Origin of the sequence: Pseudohongiella sp., from assembly GCF_040877505.1 — a bacterium.
Taxonomy (GTDB): Bacteria; Pseudomonadota; Gammaproteobacteria; order Pseudomonadales; family Pseudohongiellaceae; genus Pseudohongiella.
On record NZ_JBBDNQ010000006.1, the window covers coordinates 1 to 26,354 of the forward strand.

Here is a 26,354-nt window from a genome sequence, read left to right on the forward strand (position 1 = left end):
ACCACCGACGACATCATTGATACGCTGGCGTTTTTTGACAGCTGGGATGACCGCTACAAATACATCATCGACCTGGGCAAAGAGCTGCCGCCGCTGCCCGACAGCGAGCATGTCGACGAGAACATCATTCGCGGCTGCCAGAGCAAAGTGTGGCTGAACAGCGAACAACGCGATGGCCACCTCTACTTTAAGGTCGACAGTGATGCATTCATTGTGAAGGGATTACTTGGCGTGGTGCTCGCCGCCTACAACAGCAAAACGCCGCAACAGGTGCTGGATTTTGACATCGAAGCTTATTTCAACGAGCTGGATCTGATGAGCCACCTGAGCCCGACCCGTGGCAGTGGCCTGCAGGCCATGGTGGCCCGCATCAAAAACATCGCCGCGTCCGCCGCGTAGGGCGTCAGCTACGGTACTGCAGGACCCATTCCGCATATTCACGCTGCGCCTGATCCAGTTGCGCCGGGCTCATCGCCGCCTGTACCCGGTTCACCAGCGCCTCAGCCCCGCTGGCCTCATTATCACGCGCCAGACGCGCCCACCTGTAGGCCTTGACCAGATCTTCCTCGACGCCTTCGCCCGCTTCATACATTGTTGCCAGGTTGTACTGCGCACCGGCATGTTCGTACTCGGCCGCTTCCAGATACCAGGCCGCGGCCTGTTGTAAATTCTGCCGTCGACTGATCAATGACAGTGGCCACATGCTCATCAACGATGAATTCACGCCCTGACCGTTGTAGTACAGGGTAGCCAGATTAAACATCGAATTCAGGTGTCCCTGCTCAGCCGATTGAGACAACCAGTGGTACGCCGTTTCGTAACTCTGTGGCACGCCCTGACCGGTGTAATACATTACCCCCAGGTTATACTGCGCCAGATGCAGCCCTTCCTCAGCCGACTGCGTGAACTCCCGCAGCGCCGTGTCAAAATCCCCCGCCTGCAGGGCATCCAGTCCCACTTCATAGGAGGTGTAATCCGGCAGCTCCGTGTCTTCATCAACAATGGTGATCTGCGCCTGAACGGGCAGGGCAACAATGAGCAGCAGGGTCAGCAACAGCCCCGCAGCCGGTAAACGGGCCATCATTCGGGTACAGGTCATGGTGTCTCGTCAGGGTTGGAATCCGGGCCGGACGCCGCGCCCGTCCTGGATTGCGTATCACGCTGGTTGAACGACTCGATCCACGCACGCGCTTCAGCCTGCATGGCTTCAACTTCATTGGCTGGCAGCAGCTCCTGCACCAGCACCGCATTGGCGGCAGCTTCCTGGTGACCGGCCGCACCGGCCAGCGTAAACCACTTATAAGCCTGCGGCACATTGCGTGGCACCCCAAGCTGGCCATTAAACAGCAGCACCGCCAGGGTATATTGCGAGGGCGTATCGCCATTTTCAGCAGCGCGTACAAACCATGCCACCGCCTGTGCCTGATCTTTGACCACGCCCAAGCCGTTCAGGTACATCACGGCAATGTTGTACTGGGCATTGGCGTTATCGCTTTCCGCTGCCAGGGTAAGCCAGCGTAGTGCCTCAAAATTGTCCTGGCTGACGCCATCACCACTCAGGTAACGATTGCCCAGCGTGAATTGTGCCTCCGCATTGCCCGCCTCGGCGTCTGCGACAAGGCTCTGCAGCGACTCGTCCGCCAGCGACAACGATGTCAGCACACCAAACACCGCGCCCAGCATCAGGCGCCTGGGCAGCCAGGATTCAAGCAAACTCAGAAACCCTGCGCGTCATACAGCGCATCGGTATCATCATCGGCAAACACGATACGGTTGGCATCTTCAAGCCAGCTCAGCGCCATCTGCTCACCTTCCACCAGCTGCGCCTCCGTAATGCCCTCACGCAGCGTCTCCAGCGTCGGCAGGGTAGAACGCAGGCCGTTGGTATACGCCAGCGTCAGCCACTTGATCGCCAGCACCGGATCCGGCCGCGTGCCCTGACCAGTGCGATACATATTGCCCAGACGCTCCTGCGCCCGCGCATGGCCATTATTGGCATCCACTTCAAACGCCAGCAGCGCCTGCTCATAATCACCCGCATCATACGCAGAAATGCCCGTGGCATAGTCCGCAAACGCCGGTGTCGCCGCAGCCAGCAGGCCGCCAAGCGCCAGAGCACTGATTATGTGTGTTGTTTTCATAGGGGTATTCCTGACTCGACAGCAATGAATTTTGACCCCCGATCTTACCACGGCCACCACACAACAGGAAAACCACGAAAAAATAGTGCACACAGGGCAAAAAGGACTTTGAAAATTCTCCTATTTATATATAATACGCACCTCTTTCGCACCCGTAGCTCAGCTGGATAGAGTACCTGACTACGAATCAGGGGGTCGCATGTTCGAATCATGCCGGGTGCACCATACAGCAATCAAAAAAGGGGACTGAGCTTTAGCTCAGTCCCCTTTTTTGATTGCCCGTGTGTTGTATTCCGGCTACGAAAGAACTGCCCATGTTCGATAAAAAGCGAAGCTTTTTAGACGCCCGCCAGGGCGCCCCGCAGGGGTGAGTAATCCGCCCATGCGGATTGCGAATCAATCATGCCAGCCTAATCATCCACTGTCCCGTTCCACTCCCGTCCAACCAAACCCCACCCCCTTCGCCACAGTCAACAAAAGATGATATAAAGTCGACAGGGGGATTTTCCCCACTATGGAGGATTTATGACCAACAAAACGGAAGGTCGCGTGAAATATGCTGCCCCCATACTACTGACAATGCTGCTGACCGCCTGCGGGTCCTCAGGCGACATCAGGCAGGCACCAAGGTATGCCGCCATATCAGGCAGCGACTCATACAGGGTCACTTGTATGGAAAATAGCGGCAGAGAGATCTATGTGCGATATAACGCGCTAGATACATTTTTCCACCCTGATGGATCAGAGAAAACGCGAGAAGAGTTCTGCCGAGAGAACTCTCCCGGTGGCTTCGACCGCTAATCTGATTGGCCTGGATGCGCAATCTGCAAGTCCCAATGCCCTCCAGGCTTTCACTTCGCCGTAATTTACCCCATATTAGCCCAATGGCTAGTTGTGCACCGTCCTGGAATCTGCTGATATTGGCATCAGCTCTCACCTTAACCGTCGTTAAAACCCAGGTTGCGCACTGATGCGATTGCACCCGTAGGGCGGTAGCGTGTCTGCAGCAAGAAAGCTCAAAAATTGCTCGATCTGGCCATTGCCCAGGTCAAGTGGATGCCGTTTTTCATGAAACCTGATGAATTACCTGATCCAATAGATATAGGTTGAAATCGTCCGCTTGCTATAGCTACGTGTGATCATGTAGCGGTAGATTGATTCAAAAAATGGGAAATTGTACTAGGGCATACCGGCGACTCCTTTCGCACTGTTGTTGTGTTTTTTTTAGTACAAAATGCCGTAGTATGCAAAAATGCTGAATTGTTGAGCCAGGGGCCTCATAGTTCTGGGGCTGGGTAAAATGGTACTTTTATATTCTAGAATCAGTGGGTTGGTTGTTGGTCAATTTAAAAGCCAGGGCTTATATGGCCGCCCCCTAAGAATTATTATGAGGCCGAAGGCCTCAGAAATGGGCTGTTAGGGCTCTATACGTCGAGCGTATAGTGGAATCCAATATGGAGATACCCAAGTTAGACGAAGCGTTGATTCGACTAGAAACTGCTGTCTCAAGCGGCCGGCGGAGTCCAGGGTATTGTCATCGGCTTTGGAGTCAATTCATTCGGGCACGCGATCTCTATAGCTGCGTTGTATGCGACAGTCCGAAACAAGTGGCAGCACATCATATTCTTCGCAAGAGCTTCCTAATAGCTGCAAAGTATGAGATCGGAAATGGAATTACACTCTGCCAGCCCTGCCATGCAGAAATGCATATGGCTTACAATGGAAAACCTGATCTTGGAAAACCAATGGATGCGGAAGGTGGGGAAAACATCGAGAGAATGATTGATCTCCTTGGTTACCTCGCCTCGGATGCTTCGGATCGAGGAATATTATGCGACAAGTACTACCATTTGAGTGATCAGTATCTGAATACCTGTAAGCGCTTTCAAGGAATCGAGGAGGAACTTACATTTCCGGGAATCCGTCTTGAGCAAGCGTATTGGATCTGGCGTCAAACCCCGCGAGCCGCTCTAAAAGCTATTCTCGAAGCGAATGGTCTCAAGATGCCTTCAAACTTCATTCAGCGCGGGCCGATTATATGATTATAAGGTTGCGAAGGTTCAGCCCTAACAAATCGATCCAGAGTGACCAAAGAACTTTGTCATGCCTTTTGCTCACGCAAAAGCCAAGCCAAAATTCTTTGGCGCCTGATCTGGGGCGTTAGCTGTAGGAGAAGCGAGAGTGCCTCTACAAAATAGAATAGATCCCTGGGGGAATTTGGTTGCTGTTAAAGCGAGAGGTGAGTTTCTTGGAAACAGAGGAATCCTGCATGATGATGACAAAAATGTTATTAAGCCTTGGGCGCACAAAAATTGGGTAACTTGTGACCTCAGCTTCAAAGGGATAAAGCGCGAGTTGTTCGGACCAAATAGTTACTCTGAACTATTTTTCTTGGATGAGGCTACGGCGCTTGCAGCGGGGCATCGGCCTTGTGCCCATTGCAGGCGGCAACGGTATAAAGAATTTAAGCGTTTTTGGGGTATTGCCATCGGCTTGTCCGAGACCGATGCGGCTTCGGCTTCTTCCCAGGAAATAGATAAACGCCTTCATTTGGAACGAGCCAGCCGAAGCCGAGAAAAAATCTTGTTCAATGCAAAATTCAGTGACGTCACAGAGGGGGCTTTAATTGCATTGGAAGATGAAGCCTATCTAGTCTGGGGTGGACACCTTCATAAATGGTCGCATCATGGTTATTCTGTAGCGCAACAGTTACCCTCTAATAATCAGTTTGTGCAAGTCATGACACCGAAAACTATCGTTCAAATGTATAAGGTGGGCTTTAAGCCATTAGTACATGTATCAGTTCACAGCTAACAAGCGCCTTCAAAGTGGCGCGCAAGCGCGCACTTGAGGCGAGCGTTATGGTCCCCAAGGAATAAGCGACAAATGACTCGAGAAGAACTCAAAGAATATATTAGAAATTCCTCGATATTTGGTTCTTGGCACTGGTACGAATACCATTTTAATTTTCTGAATGTAGGGCGAGAGCATCCGTTTGCAAAATCAATTATTGATTCTTGCATGGTAGTTGAAAGCAAAATTCCTGGATACTCGAAGCGAATGATTGACCATATAGCTTCAATTAATGGCCGAAATCGATACTTACCCCACTATGACCAACTCAAGCAAATACTTGCTGAGTTGTTGGTCGTGAGCCATCTAGCTAGCCAATATCCAGATGCTGAGTTTGAAGATGAGCCTTCTATCGGTAATTCGAAGAAGAATCCGGAAATAACAATAAAAACTGACAATTATGTTGTGGGTGTTGAAGTTAAATCACCAAAGCTGAGAGAGCACGTAGAGCAAAGAGCTACACGAGCTGTTCAGCTTCCAGGAAGAATGCCTATTGCAGGCCAGATGATAGAGCAAGCGGGAGGAAAGGATAATGTAACCCTCCCGAGAGATAACCCTGTAAAGGACTTCCTCATTAGCGCCGATGAGAAATTCGCAGGATTCAAAAAGGAATTCGAAAGCTTTTACGGGATATTAGTCATAGTATGGGATGACCATATTTATGAGCCTATTACATCAATCATCTCAGAACATTCCGGCTTGTTTACGGCTAACAGCTTCGCTAAAGATAAAGAAGGAAAGGCTCTAATCTTTAAAAATATCGATGCAGTTATCGTGATTCGGCAACTACACATATTTGTCGAGGCTGCAGCTGAGCGACCACTTATCGATGGAAAGAAAAACGCATTAGACTATGGGGCTGCAGATCAGTTTCCTTTCAAAGTAATTATCCCAAATCCGAATGGTGAAGAAATCCCTTTAGAAATCAGAGACTCTTTCCATGCGGTTGAAACAAGCCATAAGCTAGGGGCGGAGTACATGCCCCAAGAATACATAATGTGGATAGGTCAGCCATAACAAATCAAAGCACTCGGACGCAGCGAAGCTGCGCCGGTGTTTGAGGCGTTATGCATGAGCTCGAAGCATGAGCATATTTAAGGAAGACACAAGGTGCGCCCGACTTAGGAGGCTTGGCACGTATAGGCGAGCGGCCGTGTCTAAGCTTGAAACAAGTGCACTTGATGCGCTGGTAGAAATCCGAAACTCAGCTCAGGAGAGAACCAGAAGAATTGCAGAGGAGGAAGGTGACGATTCCTGGAATGTCTTTTTTGAATCATTTGCTGTAGACGAGGCCAATGAGGCGATTACTTTGCTCCATGAACTTCTTGTATTGGCTGCCCATAAGGCCATTGAGCAACATCTCGTGAGACTGGCCAAATTAGCATTCGATGTATCAAACGAAAGGGAGCTTTACAAGTTTTCAAAACTGAAGGCCCTTTTCAGGAAGAACTCAATTCAGCTTGAAGGTGCAATTCATTTTCACTGCATAAATGAACTTCGGCTCGTTGCGAACTCAGTGAAGCATGGAGGTGTTGTATCAAAAGAGCTTGCGGCACTACCTAGATGGAAACTGAACCAGAAGCTTTGGGATCTACAGCCATTCTATAAACGTGTAATTCCGCTCGTTCCATTGTTTATCGAGCATAGCGTAATACTTGTTGAGGAAGCATGTGGCTGCTACGTAGCACCTTCCTCTGAGCTTAAGGAAGCATTAAATGCATAACAATCGGCTGCACGGCGACCGATTTTCCGCCGCTTCGCGGCTCCAAACCGGCGCACGAGCAGGGCGTTATGGTCCTCGAATTTTTTGAGTCAGTGCAATGAATAGGGATGGTTTCGAATTCGATCTAATTACTCAACGATTTCTCAATAATCGTTGGGAAACCGAACTCGGACAGAAAGTACTGCAATCTGTCGTTGATTCTTTAAAAACAGGTGGAGATGCTCGAGGCGTCCTAGATGGATATGTGCTCGGCCATCCTGAGAACCAAGACCCTTATGGCCACCCCATATATCCAAAAGATGCTATGGAAGAAGGAAGGTTTTGGGTTCTTACTCAAGATGACCTAAGAGGGATACATTTATACAGTGAAGATTTTTCTGGAAAGACGACGTTTGCAAAAAAGTCACTCAACTACGCCAGATTTCACAACTGTAACTTCGAAGGAGCAAATCTCGAACAAACTAGCTTAACCGCAGCCACATTCGAAAAATGTAATTTGAAAGATACTTGCATCGCTATGAGTGGGGGTTATGAGACAAGGTTCATTGACTGTGATTTGACCAATGTTTGCTTTACTCAAACATACTTGGAGGATACTGACTTCGCTGGCTCTACCTTAGAAGGCGCATATTTTGAGTTGGCCACCCTTAAGAACCTGACGGTGAACTACGCTACATCCTTCGACAAGTCCTTGAATCGCAAGTGGTCAACTCGAACGATGCCTCTTGAACAAGTTCCCGACATTTTGAAATCTATTCGGATCGCATACGAGAAAGCTGAAATCTGGCCCTTAGCGGATGAATATCTCTATTTTGAGCGAAGTGAAAATCGAAAAGCGAAGCTTTGGAATACACTCAAAACTGATTTCCGCCTCTCAACCCTAAGAATTTGGTTAACTGATTGGCTGTGGTTCATCTTCGCTGGGTATGGAGTTAAGCCTGGAAGGGTCCTGACTATTGGCATCCTTACTGCTGTATTGTTCGCACTATTTTACTATTTTAGCGGCAATCCAGGGCCTGATAGCAGCTTTGCAACTAGTTTGTATTACTCCTTTACAACATTTGCTACATTGGGATATGGGGATTTGCATTATATGGAATCGCAATGGGTAATGAGACTCATAAGCACATTCGAAGCTCTATTGGGAGCAGCACTGATTGCTGTATTTGTTGCGGTAATGGCTAGAAAAATATTGAGGCATTAGCCAGAACATAACTAATAAATCAATTAAGGACTCGGCGCTTTTCGCTGAGCCTATTATTAAACGCGTTATGTTTCTTGGTGAAATTGTGGAATATTTTCAGGAAAGTATTTTGGATAAGAATTTTAAATGCATAAGTATAAATGGTTTTTCAGGAGACAGGACTTCATACGGAATGGAGGTCTGCCATGCGTTCGCTAAAACTTTGAGCGAATACCTCAATATTGAGGTTGAGTATCATGGTGAACCTCAATTTGTAGCTGACCTGAATTGGGATAAGGCATTGGCCGAATCTAACGATATACTCACTAAGGCTTCATCATTAATAGAATTCGCGTTTGATGAAGGGTTTAAACCTATTTTAATTACTCCACGTTGCGCGACCGCAATTGCTACGTTACCTCAGGTCATGAATAAATTTCCTGAATGTGTAGTGATATATTTTGATGCTCATGGTGATGTAACAACTCCTACGACGAGTGTTTCAGGGTATTTGGGTGGTATGCCAATTACTGCTGCTATGGGGGTGTGGAATAGTGGTTTTGGTTCTGGTGTGAAGACAGAGCAATTTATTCATATTGGCGGTCGAGATTTTGATAGTTGTGAAGACGAATTTTTCGAAGAAAATAAAGTTCTACTGCTATCAAAGCAACAAATCGAACAAGACCTATCTGAACTTGAGAGGTTAATTAAAGATAAACCTGTATTTGTTCATATTGATGTGGATGTGTTTGAACCTTCAGAAGTTGTTGCTGAATACGCTGTAGCGGATGGATTATTTAGACAACATATTCATGCAATAATGACATCCGTAAAAGCGCATGGAATATTGATAGGTCTAGAAATTACTGAGTTTTCGCCAAAAACGAATGAGGAGAGAGAGCACTCATACACTGCTCTATTTGATTCCTTAAGGAGCTTACGTTCTTAAACAAGAAAATTCATATATATGAATTCGGTAAACATAACAAATACCAGCACTTAGAAAAATTACTCGCTACGCTCCTAATTTTCTGGTGTGGTAGGCGTTATGGCTAACTAAATGACTAACTTAACCTTCATAAAAAAAGAAAAAACCAAGCTCGATATCAATCGGCAAGAGCTATTGAATGATCGCGAACTGTGGGGAAGTTCCACAAAGCAGATGATTCACTCGTATTTCCAGCAGGTTTGCAAAACCGCAAAAGAAGTAGAATATTTTTTCAGACTAGGATCTTCGATCAATGATATTGATCTGAATGAAGAAACAATACAGCTGAGCGCAGGCGTAAACAAAACTGGAGTATTCGTTAGAGAACGAAATCCTGAAACGCGTGAACTAGAAATTAAAGAAGCCTTCTTTGAAAAAGGATGCTGCTTAGTTGCATCGTTTGGACAGGACGGGAAGATATCTTTCATGGTATCTCCATACGAATCGCAAAGACATGAATGGTCTGATGATTACATTATGCTCTATCCGCCTATGAGACCTGAAAAGGTGTCTGAAAAGGTGCTTCGGAAGTCAGTTAAGAAATTTATGTTCTATGCTCGTTTCACAAGCGCGTGGGGCACAAGAGCAGACTCCTTAAGTTTCAGTGTTATTATGTTCTACTGGCTTCTACTCTTAGATATTCGAAACCAGAGAAAACTAAGACGAAAACTCATTGAAGTTGGCTACGACTGGTCCAAGTTAGTTGGCGCGGGAGTGATCGGCTACTTCGTTGCGCTTCTCACCAAATAGCCATAACAAGCGCTTGCAGACTGACGCCAAAACCTGCACGTTTTTGTGTTACTCGCTGCGCTCAAACACTAACACAAAAACGTTCCGGCGTCGGCGCAGCTGAAGCGGGCGTTATGTTTCAATCGCGCATTGGAGCACATCGTATGAATCTCAAAAACTGACGATTTTCGAAGTTCATTAATCGATATCTTCGATCGGGCTGAGTCGCTCGGTTTGGTTGCAATTGAAGTCAGGTCTGGAAATCTACATAAACGTGTCGGTGGCTACAATGATTCGGATCATCGTATGCCTGCTTGTTGCAACGCTATGTATAATGCTCTGGGTACTGGTGATTCGATAATTTCCCACCCAACGTCTGGGAAAGGCGCTAGCGCTATCGTCAGATATGTTCTACCTAGAAAGTCGTAATAATACCGATTTAGGGGAAGAGTTTGAAAAAATATATGGTAGTCGAAAAATTTAAACCAGGGTTGATGGAGAAGAACTATGAAATCTACAACGCAAATGGCCGGATGTTTCCAGACGGTTTGTACTACTTGAACTCATGGGTGAACTCGGAACAAAACGTTTGTTTTCAGCTGATGGAATCTAATGATGAGAGTCTATTCTACGAATGGTTTAAAAAGTGGGAAGAGTTCGTAGATTTCGAGTTATATCCGATAGACTGAAACATAACAATCAGTTGCAATGCGACATCTGGTACTACACGGATTTTGTGTTACTCGCTGTCGCTCAAACACTAACACAAAATTCGCTCCGTGCCAGCTGCGGCTGAACTGGGCGTTATGTTGCTTGAGGTAAATTCATGTTCATTGCACTTTTCCTTTTCTTGGTTTCGATTCTTCTTGGAGCATGGCGTCAGTACAATGGGCTTATCGAAGCTAAGGAGCCATATGGAGTCGCGAGAGCATGGGCATCTCCGATAATACGAATAAGCTCATGGATTGTAGTGGCAATGTTGTCAATCTGGAGTTGCATGATTTTTTCCTCTTCTCTTCAGCAGGTTCTCGGGGAACTCATAGGCCAGTTTATGTTCGGGATTCTCATAGCAATGCGATGGATAATCTCTATGGGGTTGGGTGCAAAGCAGTACTCGAAGCATTACAATTTTGACGAATTGGTAGGTAAAACCAGAATAGAGCGCGATCAGTGAATTGTTAAGAAAGTTTTTTTATAGTTCGCAACATAAAAATCTGTTTTTGAACGACCAAAGAATGCTGTCACGCCTTTTGCTTTCGCAAAAGCCACGCCATCATACTTTGGCGCCAAAAAAAGGGCGTTAGGCAAATAAAGAGAGTATCGTGAGGGTTTATCATTTTCTAAATGAGCAGTACGGTCTGGAGGCAATCGCCACCAGACGGCTTAAAGTCTCAAGATTAAAGTCACTGAACGACCCTTTTGAGTACTATCACATCGATACCGACAATTACGGCACTCGGACTGTGCTAAAAGGGCGGCTAAACCGTACAAATAGGGAGCTGGGAATAATTTGCTTCAGTCAGAACTATACGGATCCAGTCCAATGGGCACACTATGGTGACTCTCATCGCGGTATTTGCCTTGGGTTTGATGTCCCCGTGGAAAAAGTGTTCGAAGTGGAATACGCAAACTGTCGCACATCAGGAAAAGAATTCAAAAACTCCCTGACTCTAAAAGGGCACGAGTATGTTCAGTACATGCTCTCAAGAAAGCACGTACACTGGAGATACGAGCAAGAAGTAAGAATGATAGTCCCCTTTGCTGAGAGGGTAATGGATGATCGACTAATCTTTGTTCCATTTAACGAGGACTTGTCGTTAAAGGAAATAATGTTGGGTGTTCGATGTTCCGCAAGCTTAAAAAAAGTAAAGCAGCAACTGGGAAAAGATAGGCATGCATTTAGGGTATATAAGATGGAAGTATCACCAACAGAATATGCTGTACGAATCCCTCAGATTTTGCCCTAACAATCTCATGCAGTACGCGCTTTCGGCGCCGGATGCAACCTGCGTTTGCACCGCTGATGAAGGGCGTTAAATCCAGGAAATGGTATAGTATGAATAATCCAGAAATAATGATAATTGCTTTGAATATCTTTGTAATCTCTGCAGCATACTTTGTAGTCTATCCAAAATTTTGTGGTGCTGATGGGATGAAGATCGCGAATAATGATATAGCAGCGACGGGAATAGTACTGATCATTGCAGGCAGTATTTTCTGGGGGACAGGTGAGCAATTTAGCCTAATTCTATTCTCCGTAAATTGGTTTTGGTTTACCTTTCTGACGTACTTAGCAATTGAATTGCCTCTAATGATTTGGTATTTCAAAAAACATGATGTTTGGCCGTCATTTAAAACTTAACAAGTTGCTGCACCGGACTCTGCACGCTGTCACGATTTTTGCGGAACAAAAATACATGCCAACTTGCTACACAGGTGAGCAAGGCGTTATGTGCCCCAATGGCTCAGAATTACGGCCAGCGGATAAATCCCAGCTCCTTTAGGCGGAGAGCCATTGCAAGATCTGAAACTCGAAATATCTGCGCAAGTGAATTGAAATGATTGCCACCGAAGGATCGGCAACGAGCAACCGCAAGCTCTCGAACAAGAGAACCACTATCAGCTAGAGTTAAAGATTGATAGTCGTTAGGGTCCAGATGGAATGCAACGGTATCTTCGATTGACAACGGAATTGATGTTTGAAAAAACTGAGAGAAGTAGTTTGCCAGCAGTTGGGCAGGCATAAGAAAGCAAGCGGCAAAGTAGTCGGCTTCCCGTTCCTGAGCAGGCCGCGGCTCTAGGGTCAGTCCTTTCACCGGCCTATCTCGGTGCATGACATGGTCAGAATGAAGCTCCCAATGGCCTATTTCGTGGGCGCCAGTAAATCGAACAGTGGTAGGGGCAAACTCAGTAGAAACAGCAATTTTATTTGCTTGTCGGTCCAGAGCACCGGCCACCCTATATTTGGTAAAGCGCGAATTGCCCAAAGTCGGCATCTGGTCATACTGTACACCCAGGATTCGCGCCGCAGCCCATGGTTCAAGCATCTGTATTGGTTGTACTGATCGGTCTGGCCAGAGTAGCTCCTTGGATTCCCAGAGCTCCTTGTGTAGCTCTTTTACCCTAGCTTGTATTTGTGCGTGATCCATGACAGCCCACCCCATATATAGCGTTAGGGAATAGTAAATACACCATATATGGTGTATTTGTCAAGTGAGACAGCAGGTAATGCACATAACAAAGCCGTCAAGTCGCCCTTCGGGCTCGGACGGCAACTATGTTGCCGCCGCTTACGGCGGCGTTATGTGTCATCCCCGATCTGGTGCGGCGCACGTACTCGCTTGTGCACTCCTTGACATATCAAGCATATGGCAACATACTTGCACCCTCACTGAATTCGCAAGGAGAGGGGCGTGGAGCCAACGAAGGAGGCTCAGTTGGTACTGAGCATAATCAATCTAAATAGCAAAATGAACCGGAAGCTCGGTGGCTCACTTTCCGTTCATGGCCTTGGCGTGTCGGAATTTCTGGTGCTGTCGCAGCTCAGAATCGCCCCAAATCAAACGATGCGTCGGGTCGATCTTGCGGAGAAGGTCGGACTAACCGCCTCAGGGGTAACACGTCTCCTCAATCCCATGGAAAAGATCGGATTGGTTGAGAAGACTGCCAGTTCGCGCGACGCCAGGGTTAGCTTGGTCGCATTGTCGAAGTCAGGGAAGAGGGTGCTTGACGAGGTCGAAATGGCAGTGAACGATGCAGCTGAGTCATTGCTTGCTCCTCTGGATGTTCAGCGGCAGAAACAACTAGCTAAATTAGTCCATGCATTGGCATAGTGGACCTGCCATAAGTGCAAATGACACATAATAAATCGCTGCAGGCGCCTCAAACGCACCTGAGCTCAGGCGTTCGACAGCAAGGATTAACCCATATGGATACAATCATTTACGAAGTCTGCACAATAATGGTGATGCCGGCCTGGCTGTTACTAGTCTTTGCGCCTTATTGGAAGTGGACGGACCGGCTAGTACATGCGATCTGGATACCCGGCCTGCTTTGCATTGCCTATGGGTTCGCCATGGTCTTGCGACCGGCATCGCCTGAGGGTGCCGGGTTCGGTTCCCTAGAGGGGGTTACCTTGCTTTTGGGCACTCCCTATGGAGCTTTAATTTCTTGGATACACTTCCTGGTGTTTGATCTTTTCGTCGGAGCGTGGATAGCTCGTGACTCCCTGCGACTTCGAATTAATCATCTCTTGGTCGTTCCATCGCTTGCACTCGCATTTGTCTTTGGGCCCTTGGGTCTGCTGCTCTACTTCGCAACTCGAGCTGTCACGACAAAAAATGTCAGGCTTCACGAATATGGGAAACACCAAGATGTCGAACAAACGGTTCCAGCAGAAAGCGCATAAGACGCGCATCTGCTGAACCGAGTGTTACACATTGCTGGAGGCATCGTGATAGTTGTTTATGGAATCAAAGAACACCTTAACCCAGTCAAGGCTCAGCTTTCAGAGGTCATTCACGAATGCATGCAGGCTGTGCTCGGAATGCCGGAAGACAAGCGGGCTCATCGCTTTATCCCGATGGATGCCGAGGACTTTTATTACCCCGGTGGTAGAACCCCTGCCTACACTGTCATTGAAGTCAACATGATGCAGGGTCGCGCTCCCGACACCCAAAAAAGCTCTGATCAAGGAGCTTTTCAATAAGATTGAGTCTGTGGTGGGCATCTCACCTGTGGATGTTGAAGTGACAATTAAGGAGCAACCCGCACATTGTTGGGGATTTAGGGGCATGACCGGAGATGAGGCACGTGACCTCAAGTACTCAGTCAATGTGTAGCAAGGCCAAGCACAGTGACAGCTTTTCCGTTGCGGCTTTGCCTCCACTACAAAGCTGCGCGTGTTGGCGGCGTTATGCGTAAGTTGGCTCAAACAGTCGCTGTCATGGCATTTGTGCTGAATGCGCAGGCAGGAGATGGTACGTTTCCGCCTGAGTGTCCAGCTGAAGGCACCATGGAGCGCTTAGATAGCCCCTCTGCCTGGGCCGACCAATGCTTTAAGGCAGTAACGGGTCGCCTACCTTCGTGCAGCGATGAAACTGGTACGGATAACCGGGACCTGGACTTAGATGGCACCTTGGAGCTATTGGAAATTCGAGGCACCGGTAACTCCAGCAAACAAATCTATGTGTTTCGCCAGTCAGAGTCTGGATTCTTCTACATGGGGGAATTGACAGCACATCCTTCTTTCACCGTTTCAAGAGACAAAAACGGCGAAGCCACTATTATTTATAAACACCGATTCGGAACCGATTATATTGAAGAGCAACGAATACAGTACATCGACAATAAATTTGTTCGTGTCGGTTCGGAGATTGACGAGTGATTACGCATAACAAGCTGTTCCTGAGCGACCATGAACTTCACCCGCTAGAACAAGGGCGTTAGGTAGCACAAGGTAATTATTGCCATGAATCGATTAGATCAGATCACGAAACATCGCCCCAAACACTTCAGCTTTTCGGCTGTGATACTCGCCAGTCTTCTGATTCTTGTCGGAACAGACTCTAATGCTCAGGAACAACATATTCAAAAGTCAGATATTTCAGCTTGGTTGAATCAGTATGCCGTAGAACTTTCACAAAACGACCTATCTGGCAACACTGACGACCTTTACCCTCTGATAGAGATGGTAGGGAACGCGCGCATAGTGGCAATTAGTGAGAGCATCCACGCAGCGAAAGAGCCGATGCTATTTCGAAATCGTGTATTCAAGTTTTTAGTTGAAGAACTTGGATTTGACGCGATAGCGATTGAGTCCGGCGTCGTTGAAAGTCAACTAGTAGATAATTACGTCACTGGGAGCGTTGGCGATCCTGATTTTCCTTTTGAGTCAGGGATTTCAAACGGATTTGATCAGTTTCAGCAGAACCAAGAGCTCATATACTGGATGGGGCAATACAATAAAAGTCTCCCGACAGATTCCAACAAGCTTCGTTTTTTCGGAATCGACATGTCCGGCAGTCCCTATCACAGTCTGGCCGCTAGGAACCCCGACACCGCGATTCGGACAGCGCTTGAGTTTCTGGAAAAGGTGGATTCTGAATCCGCCGTCAAGTTTAGTGCCCGCTTTGAGCCCTATCTGCCCGTGTTGGCCGAGATTTTCGCTTACGGATCACTAACGTACGATGAGCGAAATGAGCTGACGGCTTCAATAGCCGAATTAGTATCACTTTTTCAGCGTCGCCGTTTTCAGTATATCTCGGCTAGCAACAGAAATGACTATGAGTGGGGTGCCCATGCAGCTGTTGCCGCCAGTCAGGCAGATGCATGGTTTCGTGAAATTCCTATAGAGTGGGAATCGTCCGACGGATTCGAATGGAATATCGAAGCCCAGGAGATGCGCGACCGTATCATGTTTGATAATTTAGAATGGATTCTGGACCAGCTAGGTGATAATAGTCGTTTGGTTGTCTTTGCATCGGTGGCGCATATCACATCGAGCCCATGGTACCTCACTTCAGGGGGTACTGATGACGGCGCAGCACCATTTGGACGGTATGCTCGGGATAAATACGGCGATGACTGGATCAGTATACTCAGTCTGGCGCAAAGTGGCGTGATTGATATCTGTGCAATGCCCTCCGAAGAACGTTTGTCACGGGAACTTGCTCCGCCGCCTGAAGAGGCGGTGGAAGCTATGTTTGCCTTGGAAGAAAAACCAAATTACTTTGTTGATCTAAGAACCGCTCCCTCTGCTGTGACATCATGGTTGCATCTAGAGCAAGATCACTGGAATGGGTTTGGGAGTTACGCGTTTGCCACAATCCCATCATTTGACGTGGCCTATTTCTTGAATACTGTTTCGCCGGATTGTGTTCAGTAAGGGATAAAAACCTATACTCCAGGTCTGAATTGGTGCACGTGCAAATCTGTCAGGACATCTCGAATTGACCGAGAATTTTAATGGCTAGCGAATCAAGAGGGAGCGCTAACAATGTATTCGTGTTCACATCAAATTAAGCATAGGATATTTGTCCTTATCTGGCTCTTATCCAGCGTGGCTTTGGCCGGTTGCGGTACCCTAACAACATGGCGTGCTGATCATCAGTACCGTGAAAAGGGCAACGACTCTGCTGAGTACAAGGCAGAGAAAGATTCGAAATTACAAGAGACAGCGCAACTGTATGGACTGATGGCACTGCTTTCTGAGGCGGTATACCGCCGCGATCTTAGTCGAGATATTCGTGATGACAAGGGGTGTGCCTACGTAAAGGCAGATGCCGATACACCTACGCCAGAGTACGGCATGCCCGCCTCTCACGACGAGAGGTGGAAGCGATGGGTGCCCAAGCCCCCCGCCAACGATTTAACCCCGGGGAATTCAACAACTCCAGCCAATGCATGTTGGGACGATGAGTCGGGCCTTTACTACGAAACGTATGTACTGGAACGAGACGGGAAGATCGTGGAAGCCGTCATCGCATTTCGCGGCACTGAGAACCGTCCTGGACAAACGTTCAGAGACTGGAGATCAAACATAGCTGCCTTTTTTGGCTTCGAGCCCGAACAGTACGCTGCAGCGAGACAGCATTTGCCGACGCTTATAGAGGCGCTGAAAAAAAGCTTTATTGAGTATGACGTAAAGCCAGTAATTTATGCTACAGGTCATTCTCTTGGGGGTGGGCTGGCACAGCAGGCTGGCTACATGTCTCCGGACATCCTTGAAGTCTTTACCTTTAATACCTCCCCGATCACGAACTGGTCACAGTTGGCCCTAGATGGCGAAGTTCGCAATGCATACCCAATCATCCACCGCGTATACCATGGAGGTGAGTTCCTAGAGAATCCCCGTTTCGTCAGCACTTCGGCAACTAAGGCTCGTTTTGGGCGACATGATGTTGGGGTACAACTCGATGTGCGTAGCTTAGTAGGTGGCCACTCTATTCAATTAATCGCCTGCGAATTTGCTCGCTCGATTTTGGAAAGTGGCATAGACGAGGCTCCGCACGGCTATTCTTCCAGTTGGATAAGAAACGTTTTGCTAGACAACACCCGACGTAACCAGCCATGTTCCCCAAAAATGGCAGGAGCATAACTAGGAAAAGGTCCAGTGGTTTCGCCCGCACGTTTGGGCCAAACACTTCGGTCAACTGGACCTGCCTTCGGCAGTCCGGTTACCTCAAACGTTGGGCATCTACCGACACAACCGGATAGCGCAGATGATGTATATAGGAAAGCTTGCTGAATTGACCGGGGCAACTCGAAAGGCAATACGCCTTTATGAGTCCCTTGGCCTCATTCCCATCCCCGGCCGCAACGGTAAGTACCGTGTGTACTCAGACAGTGATGTGGTTCTGATAACGATGATTCGGCGCGCCCAAACAGTCGGATTTAGCCTTGCAGAGCTCAAAGAACTTGTAGCCCTTAAGGCCAAGAGCAATAAATTTCCCATGGAGATGGCCAACGAACTGATCGCCAAGAAACGCGAAAAATTGCGCAAAGACATGGACGAGATCATGTCGCTCGATCGGCGCTTGACTGACCTCGAGGTCGAATTAAAACGTAATTTCGGCTAAAAACCAACTGATGATGTTCTAAACTTTTCGCTTGACTCTCCCCTTAAGGGCAAGGTTTACGCTTCTGGCCCCATAATTGGATAAAGAGGATAAGTCATGAGCTCAAAGGTTTTTGAAGGCACTTCCGTTTTGATCACCGGCGCCTCGTCAGGCATAGGTGAAGCGTTTGCACGCAGCTTGGCGAAGAGAGGCGCCAATTTGATCCTGGTGGCCAGGTCAGAGGACAAACTTACCCGGATCGCAGATGAGTTGGAAGAACAATACCGCATCTCGATTCACGTGTTTCCATTGGATCTCTTCTTGCCGGACGCGCCGCAACAGCTTTTCGATAGGATAAAGGCTCGCGGGCTGTCGGTTGATGTCCTTGTTAACAATGCTGGCTTTGGAAAGTGGGCGCATTTCCTTGGCGAAAGCATGGTCACTTATGACCAAATGCTATCGCTCAACATCAATGCTCTGGTCAAATTAACCTATTTATACACTCCGGATATGCTTGCGAAAGGTAAGGGCGGTGTGATCAATGTAGCTTCAACTGCCGCTTTTCAGCCGGCTCCATACATAGCGGTGTACTCAGCATCCAAGGCGTTTGTGCTTAGCTTCACGGAAGCACTCTACGGAGAATATCGCGAGCGCGGCATTCGTTTTTTGGCGCTATGCCCCGGCGTTACCGACACCAACTTCAATGCGGTAGCAAATACGAACACGACGGGAATGACCTCCGTCACGCCGGAAGAAGTGGCGGAAGCCGGTCTGAATGCATTTGTGAAAGGCAAGAGTTATCATGTTCACGGGCGAACGAACTACCTGAATTCTCTTCTGCCGCGCATTTTGTCTCGCGCTGCCGTCATCAGGATTGTTGCTGGAATGTTTAAAAACAGAGTGATCCCGTGGCCGGCGTGATGGCTCCTAGGCGATCAAAGGCGCTACAGGCCAGAGAGCACAAAGTCGACGATAGTTCTTAGTCCACTCAGCAAATCACTTTGTATACCCAGCAGGTAGGGATATTGGACACGTGTAGCAGGATTGGGGTTTTCATATGCGCATAATCTATGTGTAGCAAGGTGTATATCAATCAGCTAAGCCCGGCCAGCAAGGCTGTGTCAGTTGAGATTCTCCAGCGCTATGAATAGTGGAAAGAAGTCGTCCGGGAAATTTTATGCAAACTAAAGAGCACTGGGAAGAGGTCTACTCCAGCAAAGATTCCGATGAAGTCAGCTGGTTTCAAGAGCATGCCGAACTATCGCTGAAAATTATACGCGTCCACGGCGTATCCATTGATGCGAGTATTATTGATGTAGGGGGTGGCGCATCCACCCTCGTTGATGACCTGGTCGAGGAAGAATACTCTGCAATCACAGTGCTGGATCTTTCCTCAGCTGCACTGGAGACAGCTAAGAAGAGGTTAGGAGCGAAGAAATTGTCAGTAAGTTGGCTGGAGGCTGATGTTCTTGATGTGGAGCTACCGATCAATGGCTATGATGTATGGCACGACAGAGCGGTTTTTCATTTTTTGACTTCAGAGAGTGAACGACATAGGTATGTGCAACAGGTTCTTCGAGCGCTAAAGCCTGGGGGCTTGGTCATAGTCGCGACATTTGCTGAGGACGGCCCTGAAAAATGCAGCGGACTTCCGGTAATGCGGTATAGTACATCCGCACTTCACTCTGAGTTTGGCGAGCCTTTTCAATTGCTTGGGTCAGAGCCTGAGGTGCACTTGACACCATCAGGTAATGAACAAAAATTTGTTTACTGTTTTTGCAAACGTCAATGAGCATCGGGAGGTGTAGTGGTTAGCGACAACGCCATTGAACTACTCGATCACAAAGATACAGCGACGGCTGTGTCTATATGGGCCATTTTCCAGGAATCATATAAAGTTGAGGCAAAACTGCTGGCTGTGCGGAACTTCCCGCCACTCGCAAGAACCGCGAAATCGATTCAGCATGCTGACACTGTTTTTTATTGCTACCGTTTGCAAAACCACAAGATTGCAGGGATCGTTGAAGTCGATAACGAGTTGGATGTAGATGGTCTGAGTATATCCAGCCTGGTGGTCAGGCCTGAATTATTCAGGCATGGCATCGCCAGTAAATTGGTCCGTCATGTACTACAACTGGCGGTTCACAGGACCGTGATTGTTCACACGGCCAAATTGAACACACCGGCTACTTCTCTATACAAAAAAATCGGGTTTATCGAGAAACAGAGCTGGGAAAGCGCAGAAGGTATAACGCTCATCCGACTGGAAATGGAAACTTAACAACTACACACAATGCCGGGCTGACGTCAGAATTTGCGAATTATTCTGCTATTCGCTGCGACTGAAAATATAGCAATAGCGTATGAGGGGGCGAACTTCACGAGCATCTTTGATTGGCAATACTGCGACGTTGTCAAGCAAATGATGTAAGGAGGTTTTTACCCTTGCAGCTGGCTCGTCCACACGGTAGTGTGTGAACGTTAAACCGACCCCTAATCTATTGGCAGACATTGTGACCTCACAGATATGTGAACGCACGGAAGCCCAGAGAAACAGGACCGTCTATGAAAAACAAATGCAGAATTGCCCTGATCGCTGCCGCCGGATATCTGGCAACACCCGCAGCGTTTGCTCAACCTGCCGATGACACTGATGATATACGGCAACAGCTGCAATTGCTGAAGACCCAGATCGCCGAGCTGGAGGCACGACTGGCGGAGCAGGAAGAGGCCCAGGCCGAATTGACCACGCAACAGGTTCTGCTGATGGCCGGCAATCAGGCCGAGCCCCCCCAGCAAGCCAGTCCCGATGGCATCCAGGTGGGCGGGGCCGTCAGAACCAACTTCAGTCACACCTCGTACAACGACGGCAACGAAGATCGTGGCGGTGACTTTGACTTTGATATATTCCGTTTCAATTTGAACGGCAGTATCAATGATGTGTTTCTCAACGCCGAGATTCGTTTTTTTGATTACATGACTGCCGTCAAATACGCCTACGTGGGTTATCAGTTTTCCGATAACTGGCAGGTGCAGGCGGGCATCGCACAAGTGCCGTTCGGCAACAAAGCGTATAATTCCCACAATTATTTTTTCAGTACCAACTACTATCTCGGTCTCGAAGATGACCATGACCTTGGCGTCCTGTTCAAACGTCAGCTCAGTGACAACTGGCAGCTGGATCTGGGTTTTTTCAAGAACGACGAGCTCGGCGGCGTTGACGGTTTTGTTGACAGCCGTACCGATCGCTACTCATACGATATTGTCGGCTTGCGCACCGCGAATGAAGGTATTTACGACGAGCCGATGCAGCCACTGGGAGAATACAACACCCTCAGTGGGCGTTTTGCCTATCAGCTGAATCAGGGTGATCTGAATACGGTGCTGGGCGTATCAGCATTGACTGGCGGGTTACATAACGGCCAGTCCGATGCCGGTGATTATCACGCCTGGGCGCTGCACAGTAACAGTCACTACGACAATTGGAATCTGCAACTGCAGTACAGTCAGTATCGCTACGATGTGCAGGGCGCCGACCGCATGGCGGTGGGTGCTTATGCCTTCTACGACTCAATTGCTGCCGAGGCGACATCGGCCACGATCAATCTGGCCTACAGCCTGCCCCTGGAGTGGGGGCCGGTTACTGGCCTGCAGTTTTACAACAATTATGGCCTGGTATATGACAAATCCGACGGCAGCCGCGACACCATGATGAATGTCACCGGCATGTCAGTGGCGGCTGGTGGCTTTTTTACCTATTTCGATCTGGTGCATGCACAGAACCAGCCCTTTGCCGGTGGCAGCGCCAGCGGCGACAGCCCTGATACCGAACGCCGTTTCAATATCAATATCGGCTACTATTTCTAAGAATAAAAGGACATGACAATGAGCACCGACAAGGATCCGATGATCCCCGACGGCAACGTTACCCCTATAGACACCGATTACCAGGTAGGGCAGGACAACATCGTTGTCAAAGTAGGGCCCTTTGGCCTGGATATTCACAACCGGGTATTTTTGATTTCCGGCCTTGCCATTATTGCTTTTGTGGCGCTGACTCTGATTTTTCAGGTGCAGGCCGCTGTGTTGTTCAGCGGTATGCGTGACTGGCTGACCAGCAGGCTGGACTGGTTTTTTATCAGCGCCGCCAATATTTTTGTGTTGCTGTGTTTTGCACTGATCGTGTCACCACTGGGCAAAGTGCGGCTGGGTGGCACTGAAGCAACGCCGGATTTCAGTTATGCCGGTTGGTTTTCCATGCTGTTTGCTGCCGGCATGGGTATTGGTTTGATGTTTTTTGGCGTGTCAGAGCCGCTCACGCATTTCAACACGGCGCTCGCCGGTGTTGAAATGGTTGATGGCGTGCGGATTGATTCGGCGCCGCTCGGTGGGGCTGCCGGTGATGCGCTGGCGGCCGAACGGCTTGGCATGGCGGCGACAATCTATCACTGGGGGCTGCACCCCTGGGCCATCTATGCGGTGCTGGCACTGGGCCTGGCCTTGTTCTCCTACAACAAGGGGTTGCCGCTGACCATTCGGTCAGTATTTTACCCGCTGCTGGGTGAGCGGGTATGGGGCTGGCCCGGGCACATCATTGATATCCTGGCGGTGCTTGCTACGCTGTTTGGTCTGGCAACGTCCCTGGGCCTGGGGGCGTCGCAGGCCAGCGCCGGTTTAAACTACCTGTTTAACTGGCCGGAAGGCGTGACAACACAGATTCTGCTGGTAATCGGTATCACCATGATTGCGCTGGTGTCGGTGCTGGCCGGTCTGGAAGCCGGTGTCAAACGGCTGTCAGAGATCAATATGTCACTGGCCGCGTTGTTGCTGTTTTTTGTGATAGCGGTGGGCCCGACGGTGGGAATCCTGACCGGCTTTTTTGCCAATCTGGGTGCCTATTTTCAGTATTTACCGGCGCTGGCAAACCCGGTGGGTCGCGACGATGCCAATTTTTCGCAGGTCTGGACAGCCTTCTACTGGGCGTGGTGGATCAGCTGGTCACCCTTTGTCGGCATGTTTATCGCACGGGTGTCGCGTGGTCGCACGGTACGGGAATTCCTGATATCGGTATTGCTGATCCCGTCGCTGGCGTGTGTGTTGTGGATGACGGTGTTTGGTGGCACGGCCATCAGCCAGGTTGTACAGGATAATTACATGGCCGCCGTGGAAGCGGCGCTGCCACTGCAGCTGTTCACCATGCTGGACGCCTTGCCACTGGCCGGCATTACCTCGTTTATCGCGATCATTCTGGTGGTGGTGTTTTTTGTCACTTCATCGGACTCCGGCTCGCTGGTGATTGATACCATTGCAGCGGGTGGCAAGGTCGACGCGCCAACGCCACAGCGGGTGTTCTGGTGCACGTTTGAGGGGCTGGTGGCGATAGCACTGATACTCGGTGGTGGTCTGGTGGCGCTGCAGGCCATGGCGGTGTCTACCGGCCTGCCGTTTACCCTGGTGCTGCTGGCGTCCTGTGTGGCGGTGGTCAAAGGTCTTATGTCCGAGCCCCGGGGCCGTTGAGGTCAACCAGTGGAAATCGAACAGATCGAAATACTGGAGTTCCTGAAACGTCATCCGCCGTTTCGGGAGCTGTCGGCCGAGCAATTACAACGGGTCGCACTCAGCATTGATATCGGTTATTTCCAGGCGGGCAGTGACATCCTGCTTTTTAATGAACCACTGAATGCCTTGTATCTGGTGCGCAGTGGTGCGGTGGAAACCTTCCGACGTAATGGTGACCTGTACAATCGGCACAGCGAGGGTGGCGTATTCGGTGAGCAGGGCCTGCTGCGCGGGGGCAAAGTGCGGTTTCCGGCACGTGCCCTGGAAGATTCACTGATTTATTTTATTCCCGGCGAAGTGTTTCACCAGCTGTTTGAAGAAAACGATGTTTTCGCCGATTACATCGAAGTGGGCGACAGTGAACGACGTCGTTCCGGAAAAGCCAGCAGCCCCCCGGCCAATGCAGATTTGCTCAGCGCCACGGTCGGTACCTTGCTCAGCCGTGAGCCGGTGACTATCGGCAGCCAGGCCAGTGTCTGGCAGGCCGCACAGTTGATGACCGACCAGAATGTGTCCTCACTGCTCATTCTGCATCAGGGCGAGGATGACTCGCTCAATGGCACGCTGGCTGGCATTGTGACTGACAAAGACATTCGCGTGCGTTTGGTCGCGCCCGGGCTGGTTTACGAGACGCCAGTGACCGAAATCATGTCAGCCAATCCGCTGACCATTGACCACCAGCAGTATATCTTTGAGGCGATGACCATGATGCTGCGTCACAACCTGCAGCATCTGCCGGTTGTCAAACATCGCCAGCCGGTTGGTGTCATCGCCATTTCCGATATCATCCGTTTTGAATCACAAAACAGTCTGTTTGTGGTCAGCAGTATTTTCCGTCAGCAGACGGTTGCCGAGCTGCAGGCGCTGGTGCCCGATGTCCATGCCTGTTTTTTGCGCATGGTCAACGAGGACGCCAATTCACAGATGGTTGGCAGCGCCATGGCGGCCATCGGTCGCAGTTTCAAACAACGTCTGCTGGAGCTGGCTGAAGCCGAACTTGGGCCTCCTCCAATCCCGTATTGTTTTCTGGCACTGGGCTCCATGGCGCGTGATGAGCAGCTGATTGTCACGGATCAGGACAATGCCATGATTCTGGATAACCGCTTCGACCCGGCGCAGCACGATGACTACTTCAAGCGGCTGGCTGCGTTTGTGTGCGATGGTCTGGCCGCCTGCGGTTATACTTATTGCACCGGCAATGTCATGGCAACCAATGCGGAATGGCGCCAACCGTTGCGCGTCTGGCAGCAGTATTTCAGCAACTGGATGCAACAGCCAAGCGCCGAACGCCTGTTGCACAGCTCGATATTTTTCGACATCGATGGTGTCTGGGGGCAGACCCAGTGGGCAGCGCAGCTGCGTGCTCAGGTGAGCCAGCAGGCCCGGCGCCACCCGCTGTTTTTGGCCAGCATGACCCGCAATGCCCTGAACCGGACACCACCCCTGGGTTTCTTCAAGGACTTTGTCATGGAACAGGATGGCAAACAGAACAACAGCCTGAATATCAAACGCCGTGGCACCGCGCCCTTTGTTGATCTGATCAGGGTTCACGCACTGGCTATCGGTTCTGAAGCCAACAACTCCTTTCGTCGGCTGACTGACATCATTGATGCGGCAGGGCTGCCCAAGGGGCGCGGTGAAGATTTGCGCGACGCTTTTGAAGTCATTGCCCTGACCCGTGTTCGCCACCAGGAAGCCGCATTGCGGCAGGGTATCGAACCGGACAACAATGTGTTGCCCGAACGATTATTAGAGTTTGAACGCAAGCACCTCAAGGAAGCCTTCCAGGTGTTGAGTGATGCCCAGAAATTTCTGAAGTTTCAATTCAAGGCCTGACATTTATCATGATTTATCTGGGGCCCATTACCGGCGACAAGCTCAGGCAGAACAAGGCCAGACAGGACAAGGTCTGCAGCGACTGGCAAGCGTATTATCAGCAGCAGGCGGCGCAGGCCAGACATCCATTGCTGCAGCAATTCTACAGCGCCGGTATGGTGGCCGCCGACACCGCCATCAGCGACGTGCCACTGGTGGCAATCGATTTTGAAACCACCGGCCTTGATCCTGCACGAAACAGCATTGTCAGCATCGGCCTGGTACCCTTCAATCTGCAGCGAGTATTCAGTTCCCGCGCCCGGCAATGGCTGGTAAAGCCGCGTTTACAGCTGACCGATGAGTCCGTTACCGTGCATGGTATTACCCACTCGGAGGTCGACAACGCGCCCGATCTGAGCCGTATCCTGCCTGAGTTTCTGTCGCTACTGGCAGGGAAGGTGGCAGTGGTGCACTATCGGCAGATTGAACGAGAGTTTATGATTGCTGCCGTGCAGGCGCGCCTGGGGGAGGCAATCATGTTCCCGGTGATTGATACCCTGGACCTGGAAGCCAGGTTGCATCGGGTCAGGCCGCTCAGTTGGTGGGACAAGCTGCGTCGGCGGCAGCCGGAGTCGGTGAGACTTGATGCCAGTCGCAAGCGTTATGGGCTGCCGTCATACCGGCCTCATCATGCCGTCACCGATGCTATCGCCAGTGCCGAATTACTGCAGGCGCAGATTCATCATCGCTTCAGCATGGATACACCGGTACGTGAGCTCTGGGGCTGAAAGCATTTCTTGAACTA

The 26,354-nt window shown here is 49.5% G+C and carries 30 protein-coding genes and 1 tRNA gene; 27 read left to right on the forward strand and 4 right to left on the reverse strand.

What is annotated here, in order from left to right; translation table 11 throughout:
- A partial coding sequence (locus tag WD071_RS00180; protein WP_368046257.1) for a SufE family protein occupies positions 1-399 on the forward strand: 399 nt, incomplete at its 5' end.
- Positions 400-403: 4 nt separating this feature from the next.
- Here WD071_RS00180 and WD071_RS00185 read toward each other — a convergent pair.
- The 3 genes from WD071_RS00185 to WD071_RS00195 are packed head-to-tail and all read right to left on the reverse strand — an operon-like array spanning position 404 to position 2,141.
- Positions 404-1,099 carry a tetratricopeptide repeat protein gene (locus WD071_RS00185; protein WP_368046258.1) on the reverse strand — a complete coding sequence of 232 codons (696 nt, stop codon included), beginning with the start codon at positions 1,097-1,099 and terminating at the stop codon, positions 404-406.
- Positions 1,096-1,713, reverse strand: coding sequence for a tetratricopeptide repeat protein (locus WD071_RS00190; protein WP_368046259.1), 618 nt, complete (start codon positions 1,711-1,713; stop codon positions 1,096-1,098). The genes WD071_RS00185 and WD071_RS00190 overlap by 4 nt, the downstream gene beginning before the upstream one ends.
- 2 nt (positions 1,714-1,715) lie before the next feature.
- Entirely contained in the window at positions 1,716-2,141 is a 426-nt protein-coding gene (locus WD071_RS00195; protein ID WP_368046260.1) for a hypothetical protein, read from the reverse strand.
- 148 nt (positions 2,142-2,289) lie between these two features.
- Between WD071_RS00195 and WD071_RS00200 the strand changes: the two genes are divergently transcribed.
- The 11 genes from WD071_RS00200 (at position 2,290) to WD071_RS00250 (ending at position 11,979) form a co-directional block, all read left to right on the forward strand.
- Positions 2,290-2,366, forward strand: a tRNA-Arg gene (locus WD071_RS00200).
- Positions 2,367-3,595: 1,229 nt separating this feature from the next.
- On the forward strand, positions 3,596-4,183 hold the full coding sequence (locus WD071_RS00205) for an HNH endonuclease (protein ID WP_368046261.1): 588 nt from the start codon (positions 3,596-3,598) through the stop codon (positions 4,181-4,183).
- A gap of 139 nt (positions 4,184-4,322) precedes the next feature.
- Complete coding sequence (locus tag WD071_RS00210) at positions 4,323-4,955, forward strand: hypothetical protein (protein ID WP_368046262.1); 633 nt, start codon at positions 4,323-4,325, stop codon at positions 4,953-4,955.
- Positions 4,956-5,027: 72 nt separating this feature from the next.
- The gene (locus WD071_RS00215; RefSeq protein WP_368046263.1) at positions 5,028-6,011 is read left to right on the forward strand and encodes a hypothetical protein; all 984 of its coding nucleotides are present in this window, start codon (positions 5,028-5,030) and stop codon (positions 6,009-6,011) included.
- A gap of 67 nt (positions 6,012-6,078) precedes the next feature.
- A complete protein-coding gene (locus WD071_RS00220; protein WP_368046264.1) occupies positions 6,079-6,717 on the forward strand; it encodes a hypothetical protein in 639 nt (212 codons plus the stop codon).
- Positions 6,718-6,814: 97 nt separating this feature from the next.
- Positions 6,815-7,921, forward strand: a complete 1,107-nt coding sequence (locus WD071_RS00225; protein ID WP_368046265.1) for a pentapeptide repeat-containing protein — start codon at positions 6,815-6,817, stop codon at positions 7,919-7,921.
- A gap of 109 nt (positions 7,922-8,030) precedes the next feature.
- The gene (locus tag WD071_RS00230) at positions 8,031-8,849 is read left to right on the forward strand and encodes an arginase family protein (protein WP_368046266.1); all 819 of its coding nucleotides are present in this window, start codon (positions 8,031-8,033) and stop codon (positions 8,847-8,849) included.
- Positions 8,850-8,960: 111 nt separating this feature from the next.
- Positions 8,961-9,638 (forward strand): hypothetical protein, encoded by a 678-nt coding sequence (locus WD071_RS00235; RefSeq protein WP_368046267.1) that lies wholly within the window; start codon positions 8,961-8,963, stop codon positions 9,636-9,638.
- A gap of 443 nt (positions 9,639-10,081) precedes the next feature.
- Complete coding sequence (locus WD071_RS00240; RefSeq protein WP_368046674.1) at positions 10,082-10,306, forward strand: DUF3303 domain-containing protein; 225 nt, start codon at positions 10,082-10,084, stop codon at positions 10,304-10,306.
- A gap of 774 nt (positions 10,307-11,080) precedes the next feature.
- Positions 11,081-11,584, forward strand: coding sequence for a DUF2971 domain-containing protein (locus WD071_RS00245; protein ID WP_368046675.1), 504 nt, complete (start codon positions 11,081-11,083; stop codon positions 11,582-11,584).
- 89 nt (positions 11,585-11,673) lie between these two features.
- On the forward strand, positions 11,674-11,979 hold the full coding sequence (locus tag WD071_RS00250; protein WP_368046268.1) for a hypothetical protein: 306 nt from the start codon (positions 11,674-11,676) through the stop codon (positions 11,977-11,979).
- A gap of 109 nt (positions 11,980-12,088) precedes the next feature.
- On the opposite strand, the gene WD071_RS00255 is transcribed toward WD071_RS00250, so the two are convergent.
- Positions 12,089-12,766 (reverse strand): ImmA/IrrE family metallo-endopeptidase, encoded by a 678-nt coding sequence (locus WD071_RS00255; protein WP_368046269.1) that lies wholly within the window; start codon positions 12,764-12,766, stop codon positions 12,089-12,091.
- Between the two features lie 264 nt (positions 12,767-13,030).
- Here WD071_RS00255 and WD071_RS00260 point away from each other — a divergent pair, with 264 nt between their 5' ends.
- From WD071_RS00260 to WD071_RS00330, 15 genes are all read left to right on the forward strand, one after another.
- A complete protein-coding gene (locus WD071_RS00260) occupies positions 13,031-13,450 on the forward strand; it encodes a MarR family winged helix-turn-helix transcriptional regulator (RefSeq protein ID WP_368046270.1) in 420 nt (139 codons plus the stop codon).
- A 95-nt stretch (positions 13,451-13,545) separates the two neighbouring features.
- Positions 13,546-14,025: an ABA4-like family protein gene (locus WD071_RS00265; protein WP_368046271.1), complete on the forward strand. Its 480-nt coding sequence runs from the start codon at positions 13,546-13,548 to the stop codon at positions 14,023-14,025.
- Between the two features lie 45 nt (positions 14,026-14,070).
- The gene (locus tag WD071_RS00270; RefSeq protein WP_368046272.1) at positions 14,071-14,325 is read left to right on the forward strand and encodes a tautomerase family protein; all 255 of its coding nucleotides are present in this window, start codon (positions 14,071-14,073) and stop codon (positions 14,323-14,325) included.
- Between the two features lie 13 nt (positions 14,326-14,338).
- The gene (locus tag WD071_RS00275) at positions 14,339-14,458 is read left to right on the forward strand and encodes a hypothetical protein (protein WP_368046273.1); all 120 of its coding nucleotides are present in this window, start codon (positions 14,339-14,341) and stop codon (positions 14,456-14,458) included.
- Between the two features lie 14 nt (positions 14,459-14,472).
- Positions 14,473-15,003, forward strand: coding sequence for a hypothetical protein (locus tag WD071_RS00280; protein WP_368046275.1), 531 nt, complete (start codon positions 14,473-14,475; stop codon positions 15,001-15,003).
- Between the two features lie 84 nt (positions 15,004-15,087).
- Positions 15,088-16,503: an erythromycin esterase family protein gene (locus WD071_RS00285; protein ID WP_368046276.1), complete on the forward strand. Its 1,416-nt coding sequence runs from the start codon at positions 15,088-15,090 to the stop codon at positions 16,501-16,503.
- A 111-nt stretch (positions 16,504-16,614) separates the two neighbouring features.
- The gene (locus tag WD071_RS00290; protein ID WP_368046277.1) at positions 16,615-17,715 is read left to right on the forward strand and encodes a DUF6792 domain-containing protein; all 1,101 of its coding nucleotides are present in this window, start codon (positions 16,615-16,617) and stop codon (positions 17,713-17,715) included.
- A gap of 124 nt (positions 17,716-17,839) precedes the next feature.
- Positions 17,840-18,196 carry a MerR family transcriptional regulator gene (locus tag WD071_RS00295; RefSeq protein WP_368046278.1) on the forward strand — a complete coding sequence of 119 codons (357 nt, stop codon included), beginning with the start codon at positions 17,840-17,842 and terminating at the stop codon, positions 18,194-18,196.
- Between the two features lie 96 nt (positions 18,197-18,292).
- A complete protein-coding gene (locus WD071_RS00300) occupies positions 18,293-19,096 on the forward strand; it encodes an SDR family NAD(P)-dependent oxidoreductase (RefSeq protein ID WP_368046279.1) in 804 nt (267 codons plus the stop codon).
- A 256-nt stretch (positions 19,097-19,352) separates the two neighbouring features.
- The gene (locus WD071_RS00305) at positions 19,353-19,967 is read left to right on the forward strand and encodes a class I SAM-dependent methyltransferase (RefSeq protein WP_368046280.1); all 615 of its coding nucleotides are present in this window, start codon (positions 19,353-19,355) and stop codon (positions 19,965-19,967) included.
- Positions 19,968-19,982: 15 nt separating this feature from the next.
- Positions 19,983-20,456, forward strand: coding sequence for a GNAT family N-acetyltransferase (locus WD071_RS00310; protein WP_368046281.1), 474 nt, complete (start codon positions 19,983-19,985; stop codon positions 20,454-20,456).
- 284 nt (positions 20,457-20,740) lie between these two features.
- The gene (locus tag WD071_RS00315) at positions 20,741-22,042 is read left to right on the forward strand and encodes a porin (protein ID WP_368046282.1); all 1,302 of its coding nucleotides are present in this window, start codon (positions 20,741-20,743) and stop codon (positions 22,040-22,042) included.
- 18 nt (positions 22,043-22,060) lie between these two features.
- Positions 22,061-23,692, forward strand: a complete 1,632-nt coding sequence (locus tag WD071_RS00320) for a BCCT family transporter (RefSeq protein WP_368046283.1) — start codon at positions 22,061-22,063, stop codon at positions 23,690-23,692.
- A gap of 9 nt (positions 23,693-23,701) precedes the next feature.
- Positions 23,702-25,570, forward strand: a complete 1,869-nt coding sequence (locus WD071_RS00325; RefSeq protein ID WP_368046284.1) for a DUF294 nucleotidyltransferase-like domain-containing protein — start codon at positions 23,702-23,704, stop codon at positions 25,568-25,570.
- Between the two features lie 8 nt (positions 25,571-25,578).
- Positions 25,579-26,337, forward strand: a complete 759-nt coding sequence (locus tag WD071_RS00330) for a 3'-5' exonuclease (protein ID WP_368046285.1) — start codon at positions 25,579-25,581, stop codon at positions 26,335-26,337.
- Positions 26,338-26,354: the final 17 nt, after the last annotated feature.